We start from the raw sequence: 17,808 nt of genomic DNA, 5'->3' as shown, positions 1-17,808 counted from the left end.
GCCGATGCCCCAGGACCGCCAGGACGACCCGTTCGCGTGGATCGACGCGGGACGGGAGCAGCGCGGCCGTGCCGGGCTGCGGCGCGTACTCCGCCCCCGGCCCGCCGACTCGCCGCTGCTGGACCTGGCGAGCAACGACTATCTGGGCCTGTCCCGGCACCCCGAGGTGACGGCCGCCGCGGCGGAGGCGGCGCACCGCTGGGGCGCCGGATCGACCGGCTCCCGGCTGGTCACCGGGTCCACGGAGCTGCACGCGGCGCTGGAGGAGGAGCTGGCCGCGTTCTGCGGCTTCGAGGCGGCGCTGGTGTTCTCCTCCGGGTACGCCGCCAACCTGGCCGCGGTCTCGGCGCTGAGCGGCCGGGGCGCGCTCATCGTGTCCGACGCGGGCAACCACGCCTCGCTCATCGACGGCTGCCGGCTCTCCCGCGCCGAGGTCGCCGTCGCCCCGCACGCCGACCCCGCCGCCGCCGCCAAGGTCCTCGACGGGGCCCGGAAGGAGGATCCGGGCCGCCGCGCGCTCGCCGTCTCCGACTCCGTCTTCTCGGTGGACGGCGACGTGGCGCCGCTGACCGGGCTCGCCGCCGCCTGCCGGGCGCACGGCGCGGCGCTGGTCGTGGACGACGCGCACGGGCTGGGGGTGGTGGGCGACGGCGGGCGCGGCGCCCCGTACGCCGCCGGGCTCGCGGGCGCGCCGGACGTGGTCGTCACGGTCACCCTGTCGAAGTCGCTGGGCAGCCAGGGCGGGGCGGTGCTGGGGCCCGCCCGGGTGATCGAGCACCTGGTGAACACCGCGCGTACGTTCATCTTCGACACCGGCCTCAACCCGGCCGCCGTGGGCGCCGCCCTGGCGGCCCTGCGGCTGCTGCGCCGGGAGCCGGAGCGTGCCGCCCGGGCCCGTACGGTCGCGGCGGCGTTGCACGCGCGGCTGACCGGCGCCGGGCTGAGGGCGGCGCGGCCCGACGCCTCGGTGGTGTCGGTGCGCGCGCCGTCCCCTGAGCAGGCGGTGCGCTGGGCCGCGGAGTGCCGTGCGGCCGGTCTGGTGGTGGGCTGCTTCCGTCCCCCGTCCGTCCCCGACGGCATCTCCCGGGTACGGCTCACCGCTCGCGCGGATCTGACGGATCAGCAGGTGGAGAACGCGGCCGACGTGATCGTGGGGACCGCACCGGCCGCCTGACGGATCGGTGTCCGGCGGTGTGGAGACTCCCGGCTACGGCCGGGAGGCACCCCCGGAGCCGGGGTCACCGAGATCGCCGTCGCACAGGTCCCCGACGAACGAGGCCCAGGCGGACGGGGGGAACAGCAGAGCGGGTCCCGCGATGTTCTTCGAGTCCCGCACGGCGAGCAGGCCCGGAGTCAGCCGGGCCGTTTCGACGCAGTTGTTCATTCCGACGCTATAGCTGCTGCGCAGCCAGACGACGGACTTGGCGGACAGATCGGACATGGTGCCCCCTCAGGCGCCGCCCCCGATTTCTTTGATGAAGGACAAGGAATCCTCTGGTGTCAGGGCGTTGGTCCGCAACACATCGAATGCGCTGCTGTACGCCCGGAGGTCTTCTTTCCGCTCCAGATAGAGGCTACTCGTCAAATGGTCGAGAACTACCACGTCAAGGTCAGTAATGTGCGGAAAAGAGAAGATAATGAAAGGACCTGTAATACCGATGGGCATTCCCGCGGTGAACGGCAGTACCTGCAACCGCACCTGGGGTAACGCGGCCAGCTCCGCCAGTTGCCGCAGCTGAGCCCTCATCACCTCCGCGTCGCCCACTCCGCGCCGTAACACCGCCTCGTCGAGCACCGCGTGCAGCCGCAGCGGGCGGCGGCCCTCGCGCAGCACGGACTGGCGTGCGATCCGTACCTCGACCAGCGTGTTCAGCTGATCCTCCGGCAGGTCCGGCAGCGCCGCCCGGGTCACCGTCCGCGCGTAGTCCGCGGTCTGCAGCAGCCCCGGCACCACCGTGGTCTCCAGCGTGTACGCCTCCGACGCCTCCGCCTCCAGGCTGATGAAGTCCCGGTAGGCGGGCGGCAGCAGATCGCGGTACGCGTACCACCAGCCGCGCCGCGACCCCTCCGGATCCGAGGGGCCGCCGCCGCACAGCGCCTCCAGCAGGGCCCGCAGCTGCGGGTCGGTGACCCCGTACACCTCCAGCAGCCGTGCCACGTCGCCGGGTTTCGCCCCGCTGCGCCCGGTCTCGATCCGGCTCACCTTCGACTGGTGCCAGTCCAGCCGCCGCGCGGCCTCGCCGCTGGTGAGTCCCGCCAGATCGCGCTGGCGGCGCAGTTCCGCGCCGAGCTTGCGGCGGCGTACCGCCGGGCCGTACCGCATCCGAATTCCCTCCCGCTTGCCATCCGCTGTCCCGCCCTGTCATGCCGTGTCGTGACCGTGGCTTAGTCTGCCCGGCAAATCCGGTCTTCCGTAGCAGAGTTCACCGCTTCGGGCGACAGATATATGCATAACTCGGTGGATCGCCCCCGTCACGGAGGGCATCGGTGGCAGTCTGACGGTCGGAGCCGCCGGGGCCGCCCACCCGGACCCCCAGGCTGCGCCGGCGCCATCCGAACGCGTCCGCAGCCGTGCCCCGGCGGGAAAGGGACAGACCGTCATGGCAGACCATCAGGAAGCATCCGTCACTCTGCCGAGCGCGCCCGCCTCGGTCCCCGCGGCCCGCGCCCACGTGGCGAGCGTGCTGGCCGAATGGGGACTCGGGGAAGGCGAGGAGGCCGCGGACACCGTGCGGCTCATCGTCTCCGAGCTCGCCACCAACGCGGTACAGCACACCCTGGGCCAGTCGCCCACCTTCACCGTGGACATAAGGCTCGACCACGAGGGGCGGCTGGAGATCGGTGTCACCGACAGCCACCCGCGCCGCCCCCAGCGGCTGACCGCCGCCGCCCATCAGGACAACGGACGGGGCCTGGTCATCATCGGCGCTCTGGCCGCCGAATCGGGCGGCGAGGTGTTCGTGACCCCGACGCCGGACGGGGGCAAGACCGTATGGATCGCCCTGCCGTGGACCGTGCCGGTGCGCTAGGCCTTGCCGTCGTGCGGCGTGTGCGGTGCGTGCGGCGCGCGCGGCTCGGTCGACGTGGCGGCCGGTGCGGCGCGGCCCACCTGGTGGCGGACCCACCGGGGGAGGACGCCCCACAGCCCGCAGCACACCGCGAACGTGCCCGACGCCGCCGCGATCCCCGCGGCGCGCCCCAGCACCACGTCCACCACCAGCAGCACCGCCCCGGTGAACGCCATCGTCAGCACGCACAGACCGGCCGTGGCCAGCTTCCCCGAAACGTCCACCACCCGCCGCTTGGCCCCCCTCCGGAACAGCGCCCGGTGCAGCGCCGCCGGGGCCGTGAACAGGGCTGCCGCCACGACCGCGAGCAGCAGCGTGGAGACGTAGGTGCCGCGCTGCACCGCGTCCAGCGATGCGAAGCGGTCGGTGAAGGCCAGGGTCAGCAGGAAGGCGAACAAGATCTGCACACCCGTCTGGGTGACCCGCAGCTCCTGCAGCAGCTCGGCGAAGTTCCGGTCGTCACGCTCCAGCGCGGTCTCGCGACGGACGGTTCTCGGGGCGTCGTTCTTCATACGTATCTGGGTTACCGGAACCGGTCACACTACGCGCTCGACCTGCCCCGTAGCCGTCCGCGCCTCGGTCAGCTCCAGGATGCGCGCGTACGTACGGCCCGCGTCCGGGCTGATCAGATAGTGCGGCATATCGCCGCGCTCGATCACCCCGTACGGGCTCGTGCCCATCAGATACGAGGAGTAGAGGATCAGCCCGTTCGGCTGGCGCGGATCGACGGCCAGCGCCGAGAAGCCGGGGAACTCGTCCGTCTGGTAGACCCGCAAACCGTCCGCCGCCGCCCCGTACCGCTCCTTGAACCGGCCGAACCGCTCCAGCGAATCCTTGATCTTCCGGGCCATGTCCTCCTGGTACTGCCGCGACAGGGTCGCCGCCGCGTCCGAGGACGGATCCAGCAGATAGCAGCGGTACACCCCGCCCCGGCGCAGCAGGCCCAGCACCGCGTCGCGGTAGCGGGCCGGGCGCTCCGTGGTGACCAGCCGGGACGACGAGGTGCGCAGCGCGGTGCCCATGTCGAGCACCTCCGCCGACGCCGCGTCCAGCAGCCGCGCCTTCTCCGGCGAGCTGGGCCGCTCGGGATAGGCGTGCACGGGCGTGCCGCCCGCCAGCCCCCGGCCCGCCAGCCACGCCTTGGCCGCCTCGGGCGGGCCGCCGTCGCCCGCCATCAGATAGACGTCCTTGCCCTCATGGCTGCCGACGTGCGCGAACAGCTCCGCATACCGGCCCGCGGTGCGGTACACGTCCTCCGAGACCGCCAGACAGTCCGGCGGCGTCGCCTTCTCCAGATGCGCGGCCAGATTGATGTCGGGGGAGTGGATGGTGCCGGTCCGGCCCTCGCCGGTGTGCCGGATCGCCCCCTTGTGCACCGCCATCCGCACATGCAGCTCGCCGTCCACCCCCGCCTGCGCGAACTCGTCCCGCAGATGCCGCAGATCGAGGGTGAGAAACGCCCGGGCCGCCTCCAGCGCTACATCCCGGGCGACGCTCTCGCTGTCGTCGTGGATCGCGAAGAACCCGCCGTCCCCGCGCCAGTTCCACAGATCACTGCGGGCACAGCGGTGCCGTGCGGAGACCTGGCCGATCCGCGCCCGCATCCGCTCCCGCAGCAGATCGAAGCCGTGGGCGGCCCGGTCCCTGGGATTCGAGCGGACGATCGTCGAATAGCCGGAGGTGTCGACGAAGACCAGATACACCTGGTCGTAGGTCCGGTCCGCCTCGAACTGATCGCTCACGACGCGCTCCCCCTCCCGCCGCCGGTCTCCCCGAACCGGCGGACCCCGGCCCACGCTAACCCCTCACGGGGGCCCTCACACCAGACCGCGCTCGACCGCGCCGCGCTCCACACAGAACTCGTTGCCCTCGGGATCGGCCATCACGACCCACCCCATCCCGTCGTCCGTGCGCCGGTCGTCCACGGTCCGCGCGCCGAGCCCGAGCAGCCGCCGCACCTCCTCGTCCGTGATCGCGCAGCCGGTCAGCTGGGACCAGAACCGCGCCAGGGCGTACGGGTCGTGGGCGTCGAAGGAGATGTGCCGGACGGGGCTGAGATACGCCATGCGGTTCCTCCGGTGGGGACGGGGGACCAGGGGCGATTGCCCTGATCCGCCGTCAACCTACCGCCGGGCACTGACACTCGGCCCGCTCAGCGCACATGCCCGTAACTGATCTTCGTGGTCCAGATCCGCTCCAGCCGCACCACCGTGCCCGCCTTCGGCGCGTGCCAGATCCGGCCGCTGCCCGCGTAGAGGCCCACGTGGTACACGCTGCCGCCGGAATGGAAGAAGACCAGGTCACCGCCCTTGCGGGCGGAGGCCTTGACGTGGCGGGTGCGGTTGTACTGGGCGGCGGCGGTGCGCGGCAGCCGCTTCCCGGCCCGCTTGTACGCGTACTGGGTGAGCCCCGAGCAGTCGAAGCGGCGGGGCCCCGCCGCGCCGTACACATAGGGCGCGCCCTTCTTCGACGCCGCGATCCGCAGCGCCTTGACCGCCACGGTCGCCGCGTCGGCCTGCTGTGGCAGCGCGGGCACCGTCACGGTGCTGCCGACTGCGGCGGCGGTGAGGGCCGAGACGGCACCGGCCCGGGAGACCATTCTGGGGATCCGTATGTGCGCGGTCATCTCGCACACCACCCTTCGGTGACCGGGTTTCGGTCGTTCCCAGGGATGGTCGCCCGCCGAGGCCGCCGGTTCCGAGCCGAGCGGGCGGGGTGTGAGGGTGGTCACGGCTCCGCCGTTCGGGTGACCGGGGCGGGCCGTGGCCCGGGCTCCGGCCTGCGGCGACGGCGCTATCGGCGACGGCGGCCGCAAGCCGGGGGCGGCGGCGGGCCGGGATCCGGACTGCGCCGTTCGGGCGACGCCGCGAGGCCCCGGGACCGACTCGGCGCGGCGGGCGAACGGCGGCGGCCCCGGGCTCAGCGCGGTGAGACGGTCGGCAGCGTCACCCGCTCGGCGCGCCGCTCCCCGTCCAGCACCCGCAGCGCCCGGGCCAGCGTCGCCGTGTGCAGCTCGCTCTCGCCCCGGTCGTGCATCCTCGCCAGCGCGTCCCGCAGCGCGATGGCCTTCCCGACCAGCGCCTGGGCGGCGCGCAGCCCGCTGTAGGTGTCATGGCCACGGGCGGGATTGATCCGGCCGAGCAGATCGACCGCTTCCAGATAGCCGTCCACGAGGTCTCCCTCGGCCCGGGTCAGCGCGGGCAGCGGGGGCAGTTCCGGCGGAAGCATCGGCACACTCACCTCTCCCCGGGCAGCGAACCCGGACGCTTACGGCTCTCGGTGACCCCGTCCACCAGCCCGTACGCCACCGCCGCCGCGGCGTCGAAAATCCGGTCGCGGTCGATGTCCGCGCGGATCCGCTCGGCGCTCTGGCCGGTGTGCCGCACCAGCAGCTCCTCCAGCAGCGCCTGCGTCCGCAGCAGCTCGGCGGCCTGGATCTCCAGGTCCGAGGTGGTGCCCTCGACGGGCTCGCTGAACGCCGCCTGGTGGATGAGCACCCGCGCGCCCGGCAGCGCCAGCCGCTTGCCCGGCGCCCCGGCGGCGAGCAGCACGGCGGCCGCCGACGCGGCCTGGCCCAGGCAGATGGTCTCGATGTCGCAGGTCACGAAGCGCATCGTGTCGTAGATCGCCGTCATCGCGCCGAACGAGCCGCCCGGGGAGTTGATGTACAGCGAGACATCCTGGTCGGGCCCGGCGTGTTCGAGGTGGATGAGCTGCGCGATCACATCGTTGGCGGCCGTGTCGTCGATGGGCGTGCCGAGGAAGACGATGCGCTCGGAGAGCAGCTTCGAATAGGGGTCCATGGTGCGCACGCCGGTGCTGGTGCGCTCGGTGAACTCGGGCAGGACATAGCGCGCGGCAGGTCGTTCCATCGCGGTCACCTCTGGGACTCGGCTCTGTGAAAAATGTACAGGATGTACGTCCCGTACGATGGGGAGCATGGCGTACGAGATTCCGGTGACGCAAGCCCGGGCGGAGCTGGCGGAGCTGATCAACCGCGTGGTCTACGGCGGTGAGCGGGTGGTCCTCACCCGGCATGGAAAGCCGCTGGTGGCCCTCGTGTCCTCGGCTGACCTGCAACGACTCGACGCGATCGAGGCGGAGGCGGAGGAGCAGGTGATCAGTACGGTGTCGGCGATGCGCCCGACCTCGTCCGCTCCCGGCGAACGGCGGCGCTTCGGTATCGCGGCAGAACACCGCGGCCCGGACGCCGGGGATCGGCGTCCGGGCCGCGAATGATGCGGGTCCCTAGCGGGTCCTGAGGGGCTGGATCAGGAGCTGAGCTGCCAGACCGCGTGGGCGATGGCGTCGCTGTTGCGGTCCAGCGCGGTGTCGTCGACGTTGGACGTCTTGTCGCACGCGGAGTGGTAGCACGGGTCGAACGGCTCGCCCGCCTCGCCGCCCCACTGGTCCGCCTGCGCCTGGGTCTTGGCGGTCTCGGCGCCGGTGAACAGCCCGCCGACCCGCACCCCGGCGTCCTTGAACGGGGCGTGGTCCGAGCGGCCGTCGCCCTCGGTCTCCTTCTCGGTCGCGATGTCCTTGGCCGCGTACCAGTCCTTGAAGACCTTCTCCAGCTCCGGGTCGTCGTCGTAGACGAAGTAACCGGGGTTGGGGGAGCCGAGCATGTCGAAGTTCAGATACGAGTCGATCTTCGACTTCTCGTCCGACTTCAGGCTGTCCACGTAGTGCGTGGAGCCGACCATGCCGTCCTCCTCGTCGCCCCACCAGGCGAACCGCAGATGCTTGGTGGGCTTGAGGTCGGCCTTGGCCACGGCGAGCGCGACCTCCAGGATCGCGGCGGAGCCCGATCCGTTGTCGTTGATGCCGGGGCCCGCCTCGACCGAGTCGAGATGCGATCCGGCCATGAGCACCTGGTCGGCGCTGCCGCCCGGCCAGTCGGCGACCAGGTTGTAGCCCTTCGCACTGCCGGAGGTGAACTCCTGGACGCCAGTTTTGAACCCCGCCGCGTCCAGCTTGCCCTTGATGTAGTCCAGGGACGCCCGGTAGCCGGGCTGGCCGTGGGCGCGGTTGCCGCCGTTCTCGTCGGCGATCGACTGCAGCTTGCCGAGGTCGGCCTTGACGGCCGCCACGTCGATGTCCGGTGCGGCGGCCCGGGGTGAGGCGGCCGCCCCGGCTCCCGGTGCGCCGCCCAGCAGGGCGGCGGCGACGGCGGCACAGGTTCCGGCCGCGAGCGCGCCGCGGCGGATCAGCACTATTCGGTTCACAGATGGCTCCATGAGTGTGGGGGGTTGGAGCGAAGCTGATGGATCATGTGATGCGCACATGAGGATCATGGGTGGGCCGCACGATCGTCAAGGGTCATCCGCCGGGACCGCCGCATATCCGTTAACGCCACCGAAACGCCACGGAACTAGCCTGCGGACACCGAGGGCGAGGATGAGGTGGAGAAACGTGCACTTGACGCCGCACGAGCAGGAACGGCTGCTCATCCATGTGGCCGCCGACGTGGCTGAAAAGCGTCGGGCACGGGGCGTGTCGCTCAACCACCCCGAAGCCATCGCACTGATCACCGTGCACATCCTGGAAGGCGCCCGGGACGGCCGTACCGTCGCCGAACTGATGGCCTCCGGCCGCAAGGTGGTCACCCGGGACGAGGTCATGGAGGGCGTCCCCGAGATGATCCACGACGTCCAGGTCGAGGCCACCTTCCCGGACGGCACCAAGCTCGTCACCGTCCACCAGCCGATCGTCTGACGGGAGACGGCGTTCCATGATCCCCGGAGAGATCCTTTACGCGGACGAGCCGGTACGGCTCAACGAAGGGCGGCCGGTCATCCGGCTCACCGTGCTCAACGCGGCCGACCGGCCGGTCCAGGTCGGCTCCCACTACCACTTCGCCGAGGCCAACCCGGGCCTTACGTTCGACCGCGCCGCGGCCCGTGGCCACCGGCTGCACATCGCGGCGGGCACCGCCGTGCGCTTCGAACCGGGCCTCCCCGTCGAGGTGGAGCTGGTGCCACTGGCGGGCGCGCGGGTCGTCCCCGGGCTGCGCGGCGAGAGCGGAGGCGCGCTGTGACGGAGCTGAGCCGCGCCACGTACGCGGACCTGTTCGGACCGACGGCCGGGGATCGTATACGGCTCGCCGACACCGACCTGGTGGTCGAGATCGAGGAGGACCGCTGCGGCGGCCCCGGCCGCTCCGGCGACGAGGCGGTCTTCGGCGGCGGCAAGGTGATCCGCGAGTCCATGGGCCAGGCCAGGACGACCCGCGCCGAGGGCGCCCCCGACACGGTGATCACCGGTGCCGTGGTGCTCGACCACTGGGGCGTGGTCAAGGCCGACGTCGGGCTGCGGGACGGCCGTATCACCGCGCTCGGCAAGGCCGGGAACCCCGACACCATGGACGGTGTCCACCCCGATCTCGTCATCGGGCCCGAGACCGAGGTCATCGCGGGCAACGGCCGGATCCTCACCGCGGGCGCCATCGACGCCCACGTCCACTTCATCTCCCCGACCCTCGTCGACCAGGCGCTGTCCTCGGGCATCACCACCCTGGTCGGCGGCGGCACCGGGCCCGCCGAGGGCACCAAGGCGACCACCATCACCCCCGGCCCCTGGCATCTGGCCCGGATGTTCGAGGCGCTGGAGGCGTACCCCGTCAACATCGGGCTGCTCGGCAAGGGCAACACCGTCTCGCGGGACGGCATGTGGTCCCAACTGCGCGGCGGGGCCCTCGGATTCAAGATCCACGAGGACTGGGGCGCGACCCCCGCCGCGATCGACGCCTGCCTCGGCGTCTGCGAGGAGAGCGGCGCCCAGCTCGCCATCCACACCGACACCCTCAACGAGGCCGGGTTCGTCGCCGACACCCTCGCCGCGATCGCCGGACGCTCCATCCACGCGTACCACACCGAGGGCGCGGGCGGCGGGCACGCGCCCGACATCATCACCGTGGTCTCCCAGCCGAACGTGCTGCCCAGCTCCACCAATCCGACCCGGCCGCACACCGTGAACACGGTCGAGGAACACCTCGACATGCTGATGGTCTGCCACCATCTGAACCCGGCGGTCCCCGAGGACCTCGCCTTCGCCGAATCCCGCATCCGGCCCGGCACCATCGCGGCCGAGGACATCCTGCACGACCTCGGCGCCATCTCGATCATCTCCTCCGACTCCCAGGCCATGGGCCGCATCGGCGAAGTCATCCTGCGGACCTGGCAGACCGCGCACGTGATGAAGCGGCGCCGGGGTGCCCTGCCGGGGGACGGGCGGGCGGACAACCGGCGGGCGCGGCGGTACGTCGCCAAATACACCATCAACCCGGCGGTGGCGCAGGGCCTCGACGGCGAGATCGGCTCCGTGGAGCCGGGGAAACTGGCCGACCTGGTGCTGTGGGAGCCCGCCTTCTTCGGCGTCAAGCCGCACCTGGTGCTCAAGGGTGGGCAGATCGCGTACGCGCAGATGGGCGACGCCAACGCGTCCATCCCCACCCCGCAACCCGTGCTGCCCCGGCCCATGTTCGGCGCGATGGGCCGCGCCCCGGCCGCCAACTCCCTCAACTTCGTGACGCGAACCGCCCTGGACGACGGCCTGCCGGACCGCCTCGGCCTCGGGAAGCGCTTCGTGCCGATCCGTGGGACGCGCGGGGTGACCAAGGCGGACATGCGCGAGAACGACGCGATGCCACGGGTGGAGGTCGACCCGGACACCTTCACGGTCACCATCGACGGCACCCCCGTCGACCCGGCCCCGGCGGCCGAACTCCCCATGGCCCAGCGGTACTTCCTCTTCTGACCGCGATGACCATGGACGACACCATGCCGATGCCCCCGCGCCAGCCCGTGCCCGGCGCGGCCGCCACGTCTCCCAGCGGGGCCGCGCCATCGCCCCCGGGCGGGGCGCCGCCCGCAGCGCTTGGTGCGGGCGCGCCCATGGCTGGGGCTGGGGCCGCGTCGGCGGTGCCCGGTGGGGTTGTGCCCGTGGCGCCCGGTGGGGTGCTGCCCGCGATGCCTGGTGCGGGTTCGCCCGTGGCCCCGGCTGGGGTTGTGCCGATGGCCCTCGGCGGAGCTGTGTCCCCTGCGCCGGGCGGGGCCGCGCCGGTGGCGCCGGGTGGGATTGCGCCAGCGGCGCGGGACGGGGTTGCTCCTGCGGGGCCCGAGAGGCCCGATGAGGCTGCGCCTGGCGGGATGGCGCCCGTCGCGCCCGACGCGGGTTCGCCTGCGGCTCGGGTGGAGGCTGTGCCGCAGGCGTCCGGCGGGGCTGCGGCCGTTGCTCCTAGTGCGGGTTCGCCTGCGGCTCGGGCGGGGGCCGCGTCGGCGGCCGCCTCCGACGGGGCTGCGCCCGCAGCCCTTGGCGCGGGCTCGCCCCCGGCTTCGGCTGGGGCCGCCCCGCTGGCCCCCATCGGGGGTGCGCTCTCGGGGGCTGGCGAGGTCGCGGCCGCTGCGTCTGGCGCGGGTTCGCCTGCGGCAGGGGCTGGGGCCGTGGCGGTTGCGCCCGATGGGGCTGCGCCCGTGGGGCCGGGCGGGGGTGTGCTCGTGGGGCCGGATGCGGGTTTGTCCGTGGCGCCGGGTGGGGCTTCGGCTGGGGCTGTGCCGCAGGCGTCCGGTGGGGCTGCGCCCCCGGCGTTCGGCGAAGGGGAGGGGGCTAGGGACCGGTCCCCGGGCGCGGGGGGACACGGCCTTGCCGCGTTGCTCATCCTCGCCGACGGGCGCTTTCCGGCCGGAGGGCACGCTCACTCCGGCGGGGTCGAAGGCGCCGTCAAGGCCGGGCGCGTCCAGGACCCGGTCTCCCTGGAGGCGTTCTGCCGGGGGCGGTTGCATACGGCCGGGCTCACCGCCGCCGCGCTCGCCGCCGCGGCCGCCGCCGGGGTGGATCCGCTCGTGCTCGACGAGGCCGCCGACGCCCGGACCCCCGCCCCCGCGCTGCGCGCCACCGCGCGGCGGCTCGGGCGACAGCTGATGCGGGCCGCGCGCGCCACCTGGCCCTCGCCCGAGCTGGACGCCCTCGCCGCCGCCCGGCCGCGCGGCGCCCACCAGCCCGTCGTCCAGGGGTTGGCCGCGCGCGCCGCCGGGCTCGGCCCCACGGCCGCCGCGTACGCCGCCGCGTACGAGTCGGCCGGGGGACCGGCGTCCGCCGCCGTACGGTTGCTCAGCCTCGACCCGTTCGACGCCACCGGCGTCCTCGCCCGCCTTGCCCCCGAGATCGACCAGGTCGCCGCCCGCGCCGCCGAGGCGGCGCACCGGGCGCTGACCGAGGGGCCCGGCATCCTGCCCGCCGCCTCGGCGCCGCTGCTCGACATCGCCGCCGAGCAGCACGCCGCCTGGCCCGTACGCCTCTTCGCCTCATGACACGCCACCCCGGAGCCGCCATGCACCTCGACCACCCCGAGACCTACCCGCAGCGCCACACCCACGGCGCCGACCCCCGCCGCCCCGACGGCACCCGCCGGGCGCTGCGCGTCGGGCTCGGCGGACCGGTCGGCTCCGGCAAGACCGCGACCGTCGCCGCCCTGTGCCGGGCGCTGCGGGACGAGTTGTCGATCGCCGTCGTCACCAACGACATCTACACCCGCGAGGACGCCGAGTTCCTGCTGCGCAACGCGGTGCTGCCAGCGGAGCGCATCGCCGCCGTGGAGACCGGCGCCTGCCCGCACACCGCGATCCGTGACGACATCTCCGCCAACCTCGAAGCGGTCGAGGACCTGGAGGAGAGCGTCGGCCCGCTCGACCTCGTGCTGGTCGAGTCCGGTGGCGACAACCTCACCGCGACCTTCTCCAAGGGCCTGGTCGACGCGCAGGTGTTCGTCATCGACGTCGCGGGCGGCGACGACATCCCGCGCAAGGGCGGCCCGGGCGTGACGACGGCCGACCTCCTCGTCGTCAACAAGACCGACCTCGCCCCGTACGTCGGGTCCGACCTGGAGCGCATGGCGCGCGACGCCAAGGAGCAGCGCGGCGAACTGCCCGTCGCCTTCACCTCCCTGGTCGCGCCGGACGGCGTCCGTCCGATCGCCGACTGGGTACGAGAGCGGCTGGCCGCCTGGGCGGCGGCGTGACGGACACCGCCGTACGCGCCGCCGCCCGCCTCGTCGCCGTCGCGGACGGCCGCGGCGGCACCGCGCTGCCCGTGCTGGCCGGGGACGGGCCGCTCGCCCTGCGGCGGACCCGGGCGACCGGCGACGGCGCGGCGTGCGTCACCGTGGTCGGCGCGATGAGCGCCCCGCTCGGCGGCGACCACCTCGCGCTGACCGCGAGCATCGGCCCCGGCGCCCGGCTCCGCGTCGGCTCGGCGGCCGCCACGCTCGCGCTGCCCGGCCGCTCCGCCGAGCCCGCCCACTACGCGGTCCGGCTGACCGTCGCGGACGGCGCCACCCTGCACTGGCTGCCGGAACCCCTGATCTCCGCCCACGGCAGCGATCTGCGCATGACGACCACCGTCGAACTCGCCCCCACCGCCCGCCTGGTGCTGCGCGAGGAGCAGATCCTCGGCCGCTCCGGCGAGCCCCCGGGGCGGCTGACCAGCCGCCTCACCGTGCACCGCGCGGGGCGCCCGCTGCTGGACCAGGAGCTGTCGTACGGCCCCGGCGCGCCCGGCTGGGACGGCGGCGCGGTGCTCGGCGGGCACCGGGCGGCCGGTCAACTCCTCGTGGTCGACCCGGCGTTCGACCACGACCCCGTACCGCCCCGTCTGCTCGGCGACACGGCCATCATCACCCCGCTCGCCGGGCCCGCCGCCCTGGTCAGCGCGGTGGCCACGGACGGCCTGCGGCTGCGCCGGATGCTGGACGAGGCATCGGACGAGGCGTCGCTCAGCCCGATGCCGGGGCGATGTCCCGTACGAACACCGGCTTGAGCCGCTTCTCCGGCAGCGCCTCCGGCAGTTGCTCCCAGTCCAGGACATGGGAGACGACGCGCTCGGGCGCGACCTTCCCGGAACCGGCGAGTTCGAGCGCGTCGGGCAGATGGCTGCGGACGTTGTCCCGGGCGACGCGCAGGGTGACGCCGGTGAGGTACATGTCGAGCAGCGGCAGCTCGCCGGGCCGGAAGTGGTTGCCCGCGCTCTCGCAGACGCCCTCGGGGGCGAGCGAGGTGAGGGCCAGGGCGAGCTGGTCGACGCGCCCGGTGGCCTCGACGGCGATGTCGAAGCCGTGCCGGACCGGCTCGATCGCCTCGGCGGTACGGGCGCCGTAGCTCGTCGCGAGCTTCCGGTGCTCCGGGTCGGGGTCGACGTACAGCACGTCGGAGGCGCCGAGCGCGCGGGCGACGTCGCACACGTACAGCCCGATGCTGCCCCGCGCGACGACCAGCACCCGCGCTCCCGGGCGGGCCGCCAGATGCGGGGCGACCAGGCGCCGCGCGAGGGACCAGTTGTCGCTGGCCGAGGCCATGGCGATGGGGTCGAGCCCCGGCGGCAGCGGGACCAGCATGGCGTCCGCGTACGGCACGCGCACCAGGTCGGAGAAGAGCCCGCCCCAACTGCCGCCGATCGGCGCGCCGTACATCGCCATGTGCGGCACGGACGTGCAGTGGGCGGTCAGCCCGGCGCGGCAGTGGTCGCAGTCGCCGCAGTTGATGGACCAGGGCACGACGACGAGATCGCCGGGCGCGGCGCCGGTCACCGCGTCGCCGACGTCCACGACGCGGGCCACGCATTCGTGGCCGAGCGGGAACGGGGGATCAACGAAGCCGTGCCCGGCGAGGATCGCCGAGTCCACGTCGCAGGCGGTGGCGGCCACCGGTGCGACGATCGCGTCCCGGCCGGACTCCAGCCGGGGATCGGGCGCCTCGCGCCATTCGACGGTGTGCCGTGCGACGTACGTCAGTTCACGCATCCGCGGACCCCTCCCGGCTCTGGCGGGCCAGGGCGACCAGGTCGGCGTACCGGATGACCGATCCACCGGCGCCCCAGGTGCCGTCCGGCTGCTCGTGGATCAGCACCCACACCCGCTGCGCCTCGTCGGGGGAGAGCCCGGCGGCCTTCAGCACGGCCTGGGTCGCGTCCTCGACCAGACCGGTCTTGCGGCGCTCCTCGGTGAGCGCACCGGTCGGGACGGTCAGCCGGATCATCGGCATGGCTGTTCCTCAGCTCTCAACTATGACAGTCGTTATAACGCGACGTCACGCTAGACTATGACGAGCGTTATAGCCAGAGGGTGGAGTGAGCATGACCAAGAGCGGCGGCCCGCAGGCCCGGCAGCGGATCGTGGCCGGTGCCGCCGACATGATCAGTCGGCGCGGCCTGAACGCCACGAGCATCCGCGAGATGGCCAAGCACGCGCGGGCGCCGCTCGGCTCCACGTACCACTACTTCCCCGAGGGCAAGCAGCAGTTGGCCACCGAGGCCGTCCGGTACGCGGGCGAGACCGTGGCCCGCATCCTCCGCGAGGAGCTGGAGGCGGGCCCGGCCGCGGGGCTGCGGGCGTTCCTCGCCCTGTGGCGCGGGATCGTCATCGACACCGATTTCCGGGCCGGTTGCCCGGTTCTGGCCGTCTCCATCGAGGAGCCCCCGCCCGGCGAGATCCCGCCCGCCCTGGCGGCCGCAGCGGCCGTTTTCGACGACTGGGAGCGGCTGCTGGCCGCCTCCCTCCGGGAGCACGGCGCCGCGCCCGCGCAGGCGGAGCAGCTCGCGACGCTCGTCGTCGCGGCCGTCGAGGGAACCGTGGCCATGTGCCGCGCCAAGCGCAGCGTTCAGCCCCTCGATCACACCGCCGAGCAGCTTCAGGCCCTCATCGCCGCCGTGATCGAAGGCTGAGCGGGCTGTGAAGGTGACGTGTTGATAAAGAAACGGTGGTTTGCCCTGTACTCAGCGGTAAGCGAGGCGCGAGGATCCTCCTGACACTCTGTGATCATCGCCGCACGGGCGGCGCGACAAAGCAGGGGGATTACTACGTGAAACGCACAGCACTCTTCGGCGTGGCCGGCGGCGTGATGACCGGTGCGCTGATAACCGGTGCGCTGGCCGCCCCCACGGCGGGGGCGTCGGAGCCCACGCGGACGCCGGGGGGCGTCGCCGAGGCCCGCGGGGCGGCCATCGCCGCGGCCCGGGCCGCGAAGACGGGCATCGACTGGACGGACTGTCCCGCCGACTGGAACCTGGCCAAGCCCATCCAGTGCGGCTATGTGACCGTTCCGCTCGACTACGCCAAGCCGAACGGACGCACCATCAAGATCGCGGTAGACCGCGCGGTCAGCACCGGGACCGCCTCCGAGCGGCAGGGTTCGCTGATCTACAACCCGGGCGGACCGGGCGGCTCCGGGCTGCGGTTCCCGACCCGGGTCACCAACAAGAACCCGCTGTGGACGAAGACTTCGAAGGCGTACGACTTCGTCGGCTTCGACCCGCGCGGGGTCGGCCACTCGGCCGCCATCTCCTGTGTCGACCCGCAGGAGTACGTCAAGGCGCCCAAGGCGGACCCGGTACCCGACAGCGAGGCGGACAAGCGGGCGCAGCGCAAGCTCGCCAAGGAGTACGCGGAGGGGTGCGAGGAGCGCAGCGGCTGGATGCTGCCGCATATGACGACGCCCAACACCGCCCGCGACATCGACGTCATCCGGGCCGCGCTCGGCGACAAGAAGCTCAACTACCTGGGCGTGTCCTACGGGACGTACATCGGCGGGGTCTACGCGACGCTCTTCCCGGACCATGTGCGCCGCCTGGTCGTGGACTCCGTGGTCAACCCCTCGCGGGAGAAGATCTGGTACCAGGCCAACCTGGACCAGGACGTCGCGTTCGAGATGCGCTGGGACGACTGGAAGGCGTGGGTCGCCAAGAACGACGCGGCCTACCACCTCGGCGACACCCCGGAGAAGGTCCAGGCGCGGTGGGAGAAGCTGCGCGCGGCCGCCAAGAAGAAGCCGATCGGCGGGGTCGTCGGCCCGGCCGAGCTGCTCGGCTTCTTCCAGAGCGCGCCGTACTACGACTCGTCGTGGGCCACGGTCGCCCAGGTGTGGAGCGACTACCTGGCCGGTGACGAGAAGGCGCTCGTCGAGGCCGCGGGCCCGGACCTGTCCGACACCGCGGGCAACATCGCCTCGGAGAACGGCAACGCGGTGTACACCGCCGTGGAGTGCGCCGACGCCAAGTGGCCGACCAGCTGGCGGAAGTGGGACCGGGACAACACCCGGCTGCACCGCGACTACCCCTTCCTGACCTGGTCCAACGCCTGGATGAACCTGCCGTGCGCCACCTGGCCGTCGAAGCAGCACACCCCGCTGGAGGTCGGCGCGGGCAAGGGGCTGCCGAAGACGCTCATCGTGCAGAGCACCCGTGACGCCGCGACCCCGTACGAGGGCGCGGTCGAGCTGCACAAGCGGCTCAAGGGGTCGCGTCTGATCACGGAGAAGGACGCCGGTTCGCACGGCGTCACCGGGCTGGTCAACGCCTGCGTCAACGACCGGGTGGACGCCTACCTGCTCAAGGGCACGGTGGACGCCAAGGACGTGACGTGCGCTCCGCACGCCACTCCGAAGCCCGCGAAGACCGGCACGGCCGCTAAGGCCGCCGGGGCCGTCTCGTAACGGTCGGCCGGGCCCGCTTCCGTACGAGTCGGCGCGTACGGAAGCGGGCCCACCACGGCGGCCGTCCCACCCGGGGCGGCCGCCGTTCGTATGTCCGGGAAAACTGCCGACTGTACAACTCGCCGCCGAGTCCGGCGAGTCGGCGCATGATGTCCGTAATCACCGTGTATGCGCCACAAGTTGGCGGTGTGGGGTTTCGAGTTCTCCAGGGGTGTGAGCGAATGCGATCGCTTTTTTACGCCCACGGAATTCACCCCCTGAAT

Annotated in this window: 21 protein-coding genes and 1 pseudogene; 11 read left to right on the top strand and 11 right to left on the bottom strand. The window is 72.8% G+C overall.

The features are described from left to right. Positions 1-4: 4 nt before the first annotated feature. The gene (locus ACWC5C_RS10275) at positions 5-1,174 is read left to right on the top strand and encodes an 8-amino-7-oxononanoate synthase (protein WP_450875001.1); all 1,170 of its coding nucleotides are present in this window, start codon (positions 5-7) and stop codon (positions 1,172-1,174) included. A gap of 33 nt (positions 1,175-1,207) precedes the next feature. Here ACWC5C_RS10275 and ACWC5C_RS10270 read toward each other — a convergent pair whose 3' ends face one another. After that, complete coding sequence (locus ACWC5C_RS10270; RefSeq protein WP_385444248.1) at positions 1,208-1,441, bottom strand: DUF397 domain-containing protein; 234 nt, start codon at positions 1,439-1,441, stop codon at positions 1,208-1,210. A 9-nt stretch (positions 1,442-1,450) separates the two neighbouring features. Beyond that, positions 1,451-2,323 carry a helix-turn-helix domain-containing protein gene (locus ACWC5C_RS10265; protein WP_450875000.1) on the bottom strand — a complete coding sequence of 291 codons (873 nt, stop codon included), beginning with the start codon at positions 2,321-2,323 and terminating at the stop codon, positions 1,451-1,453. 277 nt (positions 2,324-2,600) lie between these two features. On the opposite strand from ACWC5C_RS10265, the gene ACWC5C_RS10260 reads away from it, so the two are divergent. Then, positions 2,601-3,029: an ATP-binding protein gene (locus ACWC5C_RS10260; protein ID WP_450874999.1), complete on the top strand. Its 429-nt coding sequence runs from the start codon at positions 2,601-2,603 to the stop codon at positions 3,027-3,029. Here ACWC5C_RS10260 and ACWC5C_RS10255 read toward each other — a convergent pair. From ACWC5C_RS10255 to ACWC5C_RS10230, 6 genes are all read right to left on the bottom strand, one after another. After that, positions 3,026-3,580, bottom strand: a complete 555-nt coding sequence (locus ACWC5C_RS10255) for a DUF6328 family protein (RefSeq protein WP_450874998.1) — start codon at positions 3,578-3,580, stop codon at positions 3,026-3,028. The two genes, ACWC5C_RS10260 and ACWC5C_RS10255, sit on opposite strands and share 4 nt — an antisense overlap. Before the next feature lie 24 nt (positions 3,581-3,604). Then, positions 3,605-4,810, bottom strand: coding sequence for a hypothetical protein (locus ACWC5C_RS10250; protein WP_450874997.1), 1,206 nt, complete (start codon positions 4,808-4,810; stop codon positions 3,605-3,607). Between the two features lie 75 nt (positions 4,811-4,885). Next, positions 4,886-5,164 (bottom strand): VOC family protein, encoded by a 279-nt coding sequence (locus ACWC5C_RS10245; protein WP_450875147.1) that lies wholly within the window; start codon positions 5,162-5,164, stop codon positions 4,886-4,888. Between the two features lie 56 nt (positions 5,165-5,220). Beyond that, positions 5,221-5,694: a C40 family peptidase gene (locus ACWC5C_RS10240; RefSeq protein ID WP_450874996.1), complete on the bottom strand. Its 474-nt coding sequence runs from the start codon at positions 5,692-5,694 to the stop codon at positions 5,221-5,223. A gap of 293 nt (positions 5,695-5,987) precedes the next feature. Then, positions 5,988-6,296, bottom strand: a complete 309-nt coding sequence (locus ACWC5C_RS10235) for a hypothetical protein (protein ID WP_385444236.1) — start codon at positions 6,294-6,296, stop codon at positions 5,988-5,990. Between the two features lie 8 nt (positions 6,297-6,304). After that, positions 6,305-6,940, bottom strand: a complete 636-nt coding sequence (locus tag ACWC5C_RS10230) for an ATP-dependent Clp protease proteolytic subunit (protein ID WP_450874995.1) — start codon at positions 6,938-6,940, stop codon at positions 6,305-6,307. Between the two features lie 67 nt (positions 6,941-7,007). On the opposite strand from ACWC5C_RS10230, the gene ACWC5C_RS10225 reads away from it, so the two are divergent. Then, entirely contained in the window at positions 7,008-7,307 is a 300-nt protein-coding gene (locus ACWC5C_RS10225) for a type II toxin-antitoxin system Phd/YefM family antitoxin (protein ID WP_450874994.1), read from the top strand. A 32-nt stretch (positions 7,308-7,339) separates the two neighbouring features. Here the strand turns inward: ACWC5C_RS10225 and ACWC5C_RS10220 are convergent, their stop codons facing one another. Beyond that, positions 7,340-8,305, bottom strand: coding sequence for a M28 family metallopeptidase (locus ACWC5C_RS10220; RefSeq protein ID WP_450874993.1), 966 nt, complete (start codon positions 8,303-8,305; stop codon positions 7,340-7,342). A gap of 175 nt (positions 8,306-8,480) precedes the next feature. Here ACWC5C_RS10220 and ACWC5C_RS10215 point away from each other — a divergent pair, with 175 nt between their 5' ends. The 6 genes from ACWC5C_RS10215 to ACWC5C_RS10190 all read left to right on the top strand — a co-directional run bounded on the left by ACWC5C_RS10215 (position 8,481) and on the right by ACWC5C_RS10190 (position 13,880). Next, positions 8,481-8,783: an urease subunit gamma gene (locus tag ACWC5C_RS10215; RefSeq protein ID WP_385444228.1), complete on the top strand. Its 303-nt coding sequence runs from the start codon at positions 8,481-8,483 to the stop codon at positions 8,781-8,783. Positions 8,784-8,799: 16 nt separating this feature from the next. Next, on the top strand, positions 8,800-9,105 hold the full coding sequence (locus ACWC5C_RS10210) for an urease subunit beta (RefSeq protein WP_450874992.1): 306 nt from the start codon (positions 8,800-8,802) through the stop codon (positions 9,103-9,105). Then, on the top strand, positions 9,102-10,823 hold the full coding sequence (locus tag ACWC5C_RS10205; protein ID WP_450874991.1) for an urease subunit alpha: 1,722 nt from the start codon (positions 9,102-9,104) through the stop codon (positions 10,821-10,823). Before ACWC5C_RS10210 ends, ACWC5C_RS10205 begins: the two co-directional genes overlap by 4 nt. A gap of 893 nt (positions 10,824-11,716) precedes the next feature. Then, positions 11,717-12,376 carry an urease accessory protein UreF gene (locus ACWC5C_RS10200; protein WP_450874990.1) on the top strand — a complete coding sequence of 220 codons (660 nt, stop codon included), beginning with the start codon at positions 11,717-11,719 and terminating at the stop codon, positions 12,374-12,376. A gap of 20 nt (positions 12,377-12,396) precedes the next feature. Further along, positions 12,397-13,083 (top strand): urease accessory protein UreG, encoded by a 687-nt coding sequence (gene ureG / locus ACWC5C_RS10195; protein WP_450875146.1) that lies wholly within the window; start codon positions 12,397-12,399, stop codon positions 13,081-13,083. Beyond that, complete coding sequence (locus tag ACWC5C_RS10190) at positions 13,080-13,880, top strand: urease accessory protein UreD (protein WP_450874989.1); 801 nt, start codon at positions 13,080-13,082, stop codon at positions 13,878-13,880. Before ureG ends, ACWC5C_RS10190 begins: the two co-directional genes overlap by 4 nt. Here the strand turns inward: ACWC5C_RS10190 and ACWC5C_RS10185 are convergent. Together ACWC5C_RS10185 and ACWC5C_RS10180 are read right to left on the bottom strand one after the other, a co-directional pair. After that, on the bottom strand, positions 13,837-14,859 hold the full coding sequence (locus tag ACWC5C_RS10185) for a zinc-dependent alcohol dehydrogenase (protein WP_450874988.1): 1,023 nt from the start codon (positions 14,857-14,859) through the stop codon (positions 13,837-13,839). The genes ACWC5C_RS10190 and ACWC5C_RS10185 overlap by 44 nt on opposite strands. Then, positions 14,852-15,094: pseudogene (locus tag ACWC5C_RS10180) on the bottom strand (tautomerase family protein); the annotation flags it as partial. The gene ACWC5C_RS10185 and the pseudogene ACWC5C_RS10180, both read right to left, overlap by 8 nt. 97 nt (positions 15,095-15,191) lie before the next feature. Between ACWC5C_RS10180 and ACWC5C_RS10175 the strand changes: the two are divergent. Beyond that, a complete protein-coding gene (locus tag ACWC5C_RS10175; RefSeq protein ID WP_450874987.1) occupies positions 15,192-15,779 on the top strand; it encodes a TetR/AcrR family transcriptional regulator in 588 nt (195 codons plus the stop codon). 176 nt (positions 15,780-15,955) lie between these two features. Further along, a complete protein-coding gene (locus ACWC5C_RS10170; protein ID WP_450875145.1) occupies positions 15,956-17,545 on the top strand; it encodes an alpha/beta hydrolase in 1,590 nt (529 codons plus the stop codon). The last annotated feature ends 263 nt before the right edge of the window (positions 17,546-17,808 follow it).

The organism is Streptomyces sp. NPDC001700 (assembly GCF_053596435.1).
The sequence above is the reverse complement of the archived record's forward strand: the minus strand, read 5'-3'. Positions and strand labels throughout refer to the sequence as shown.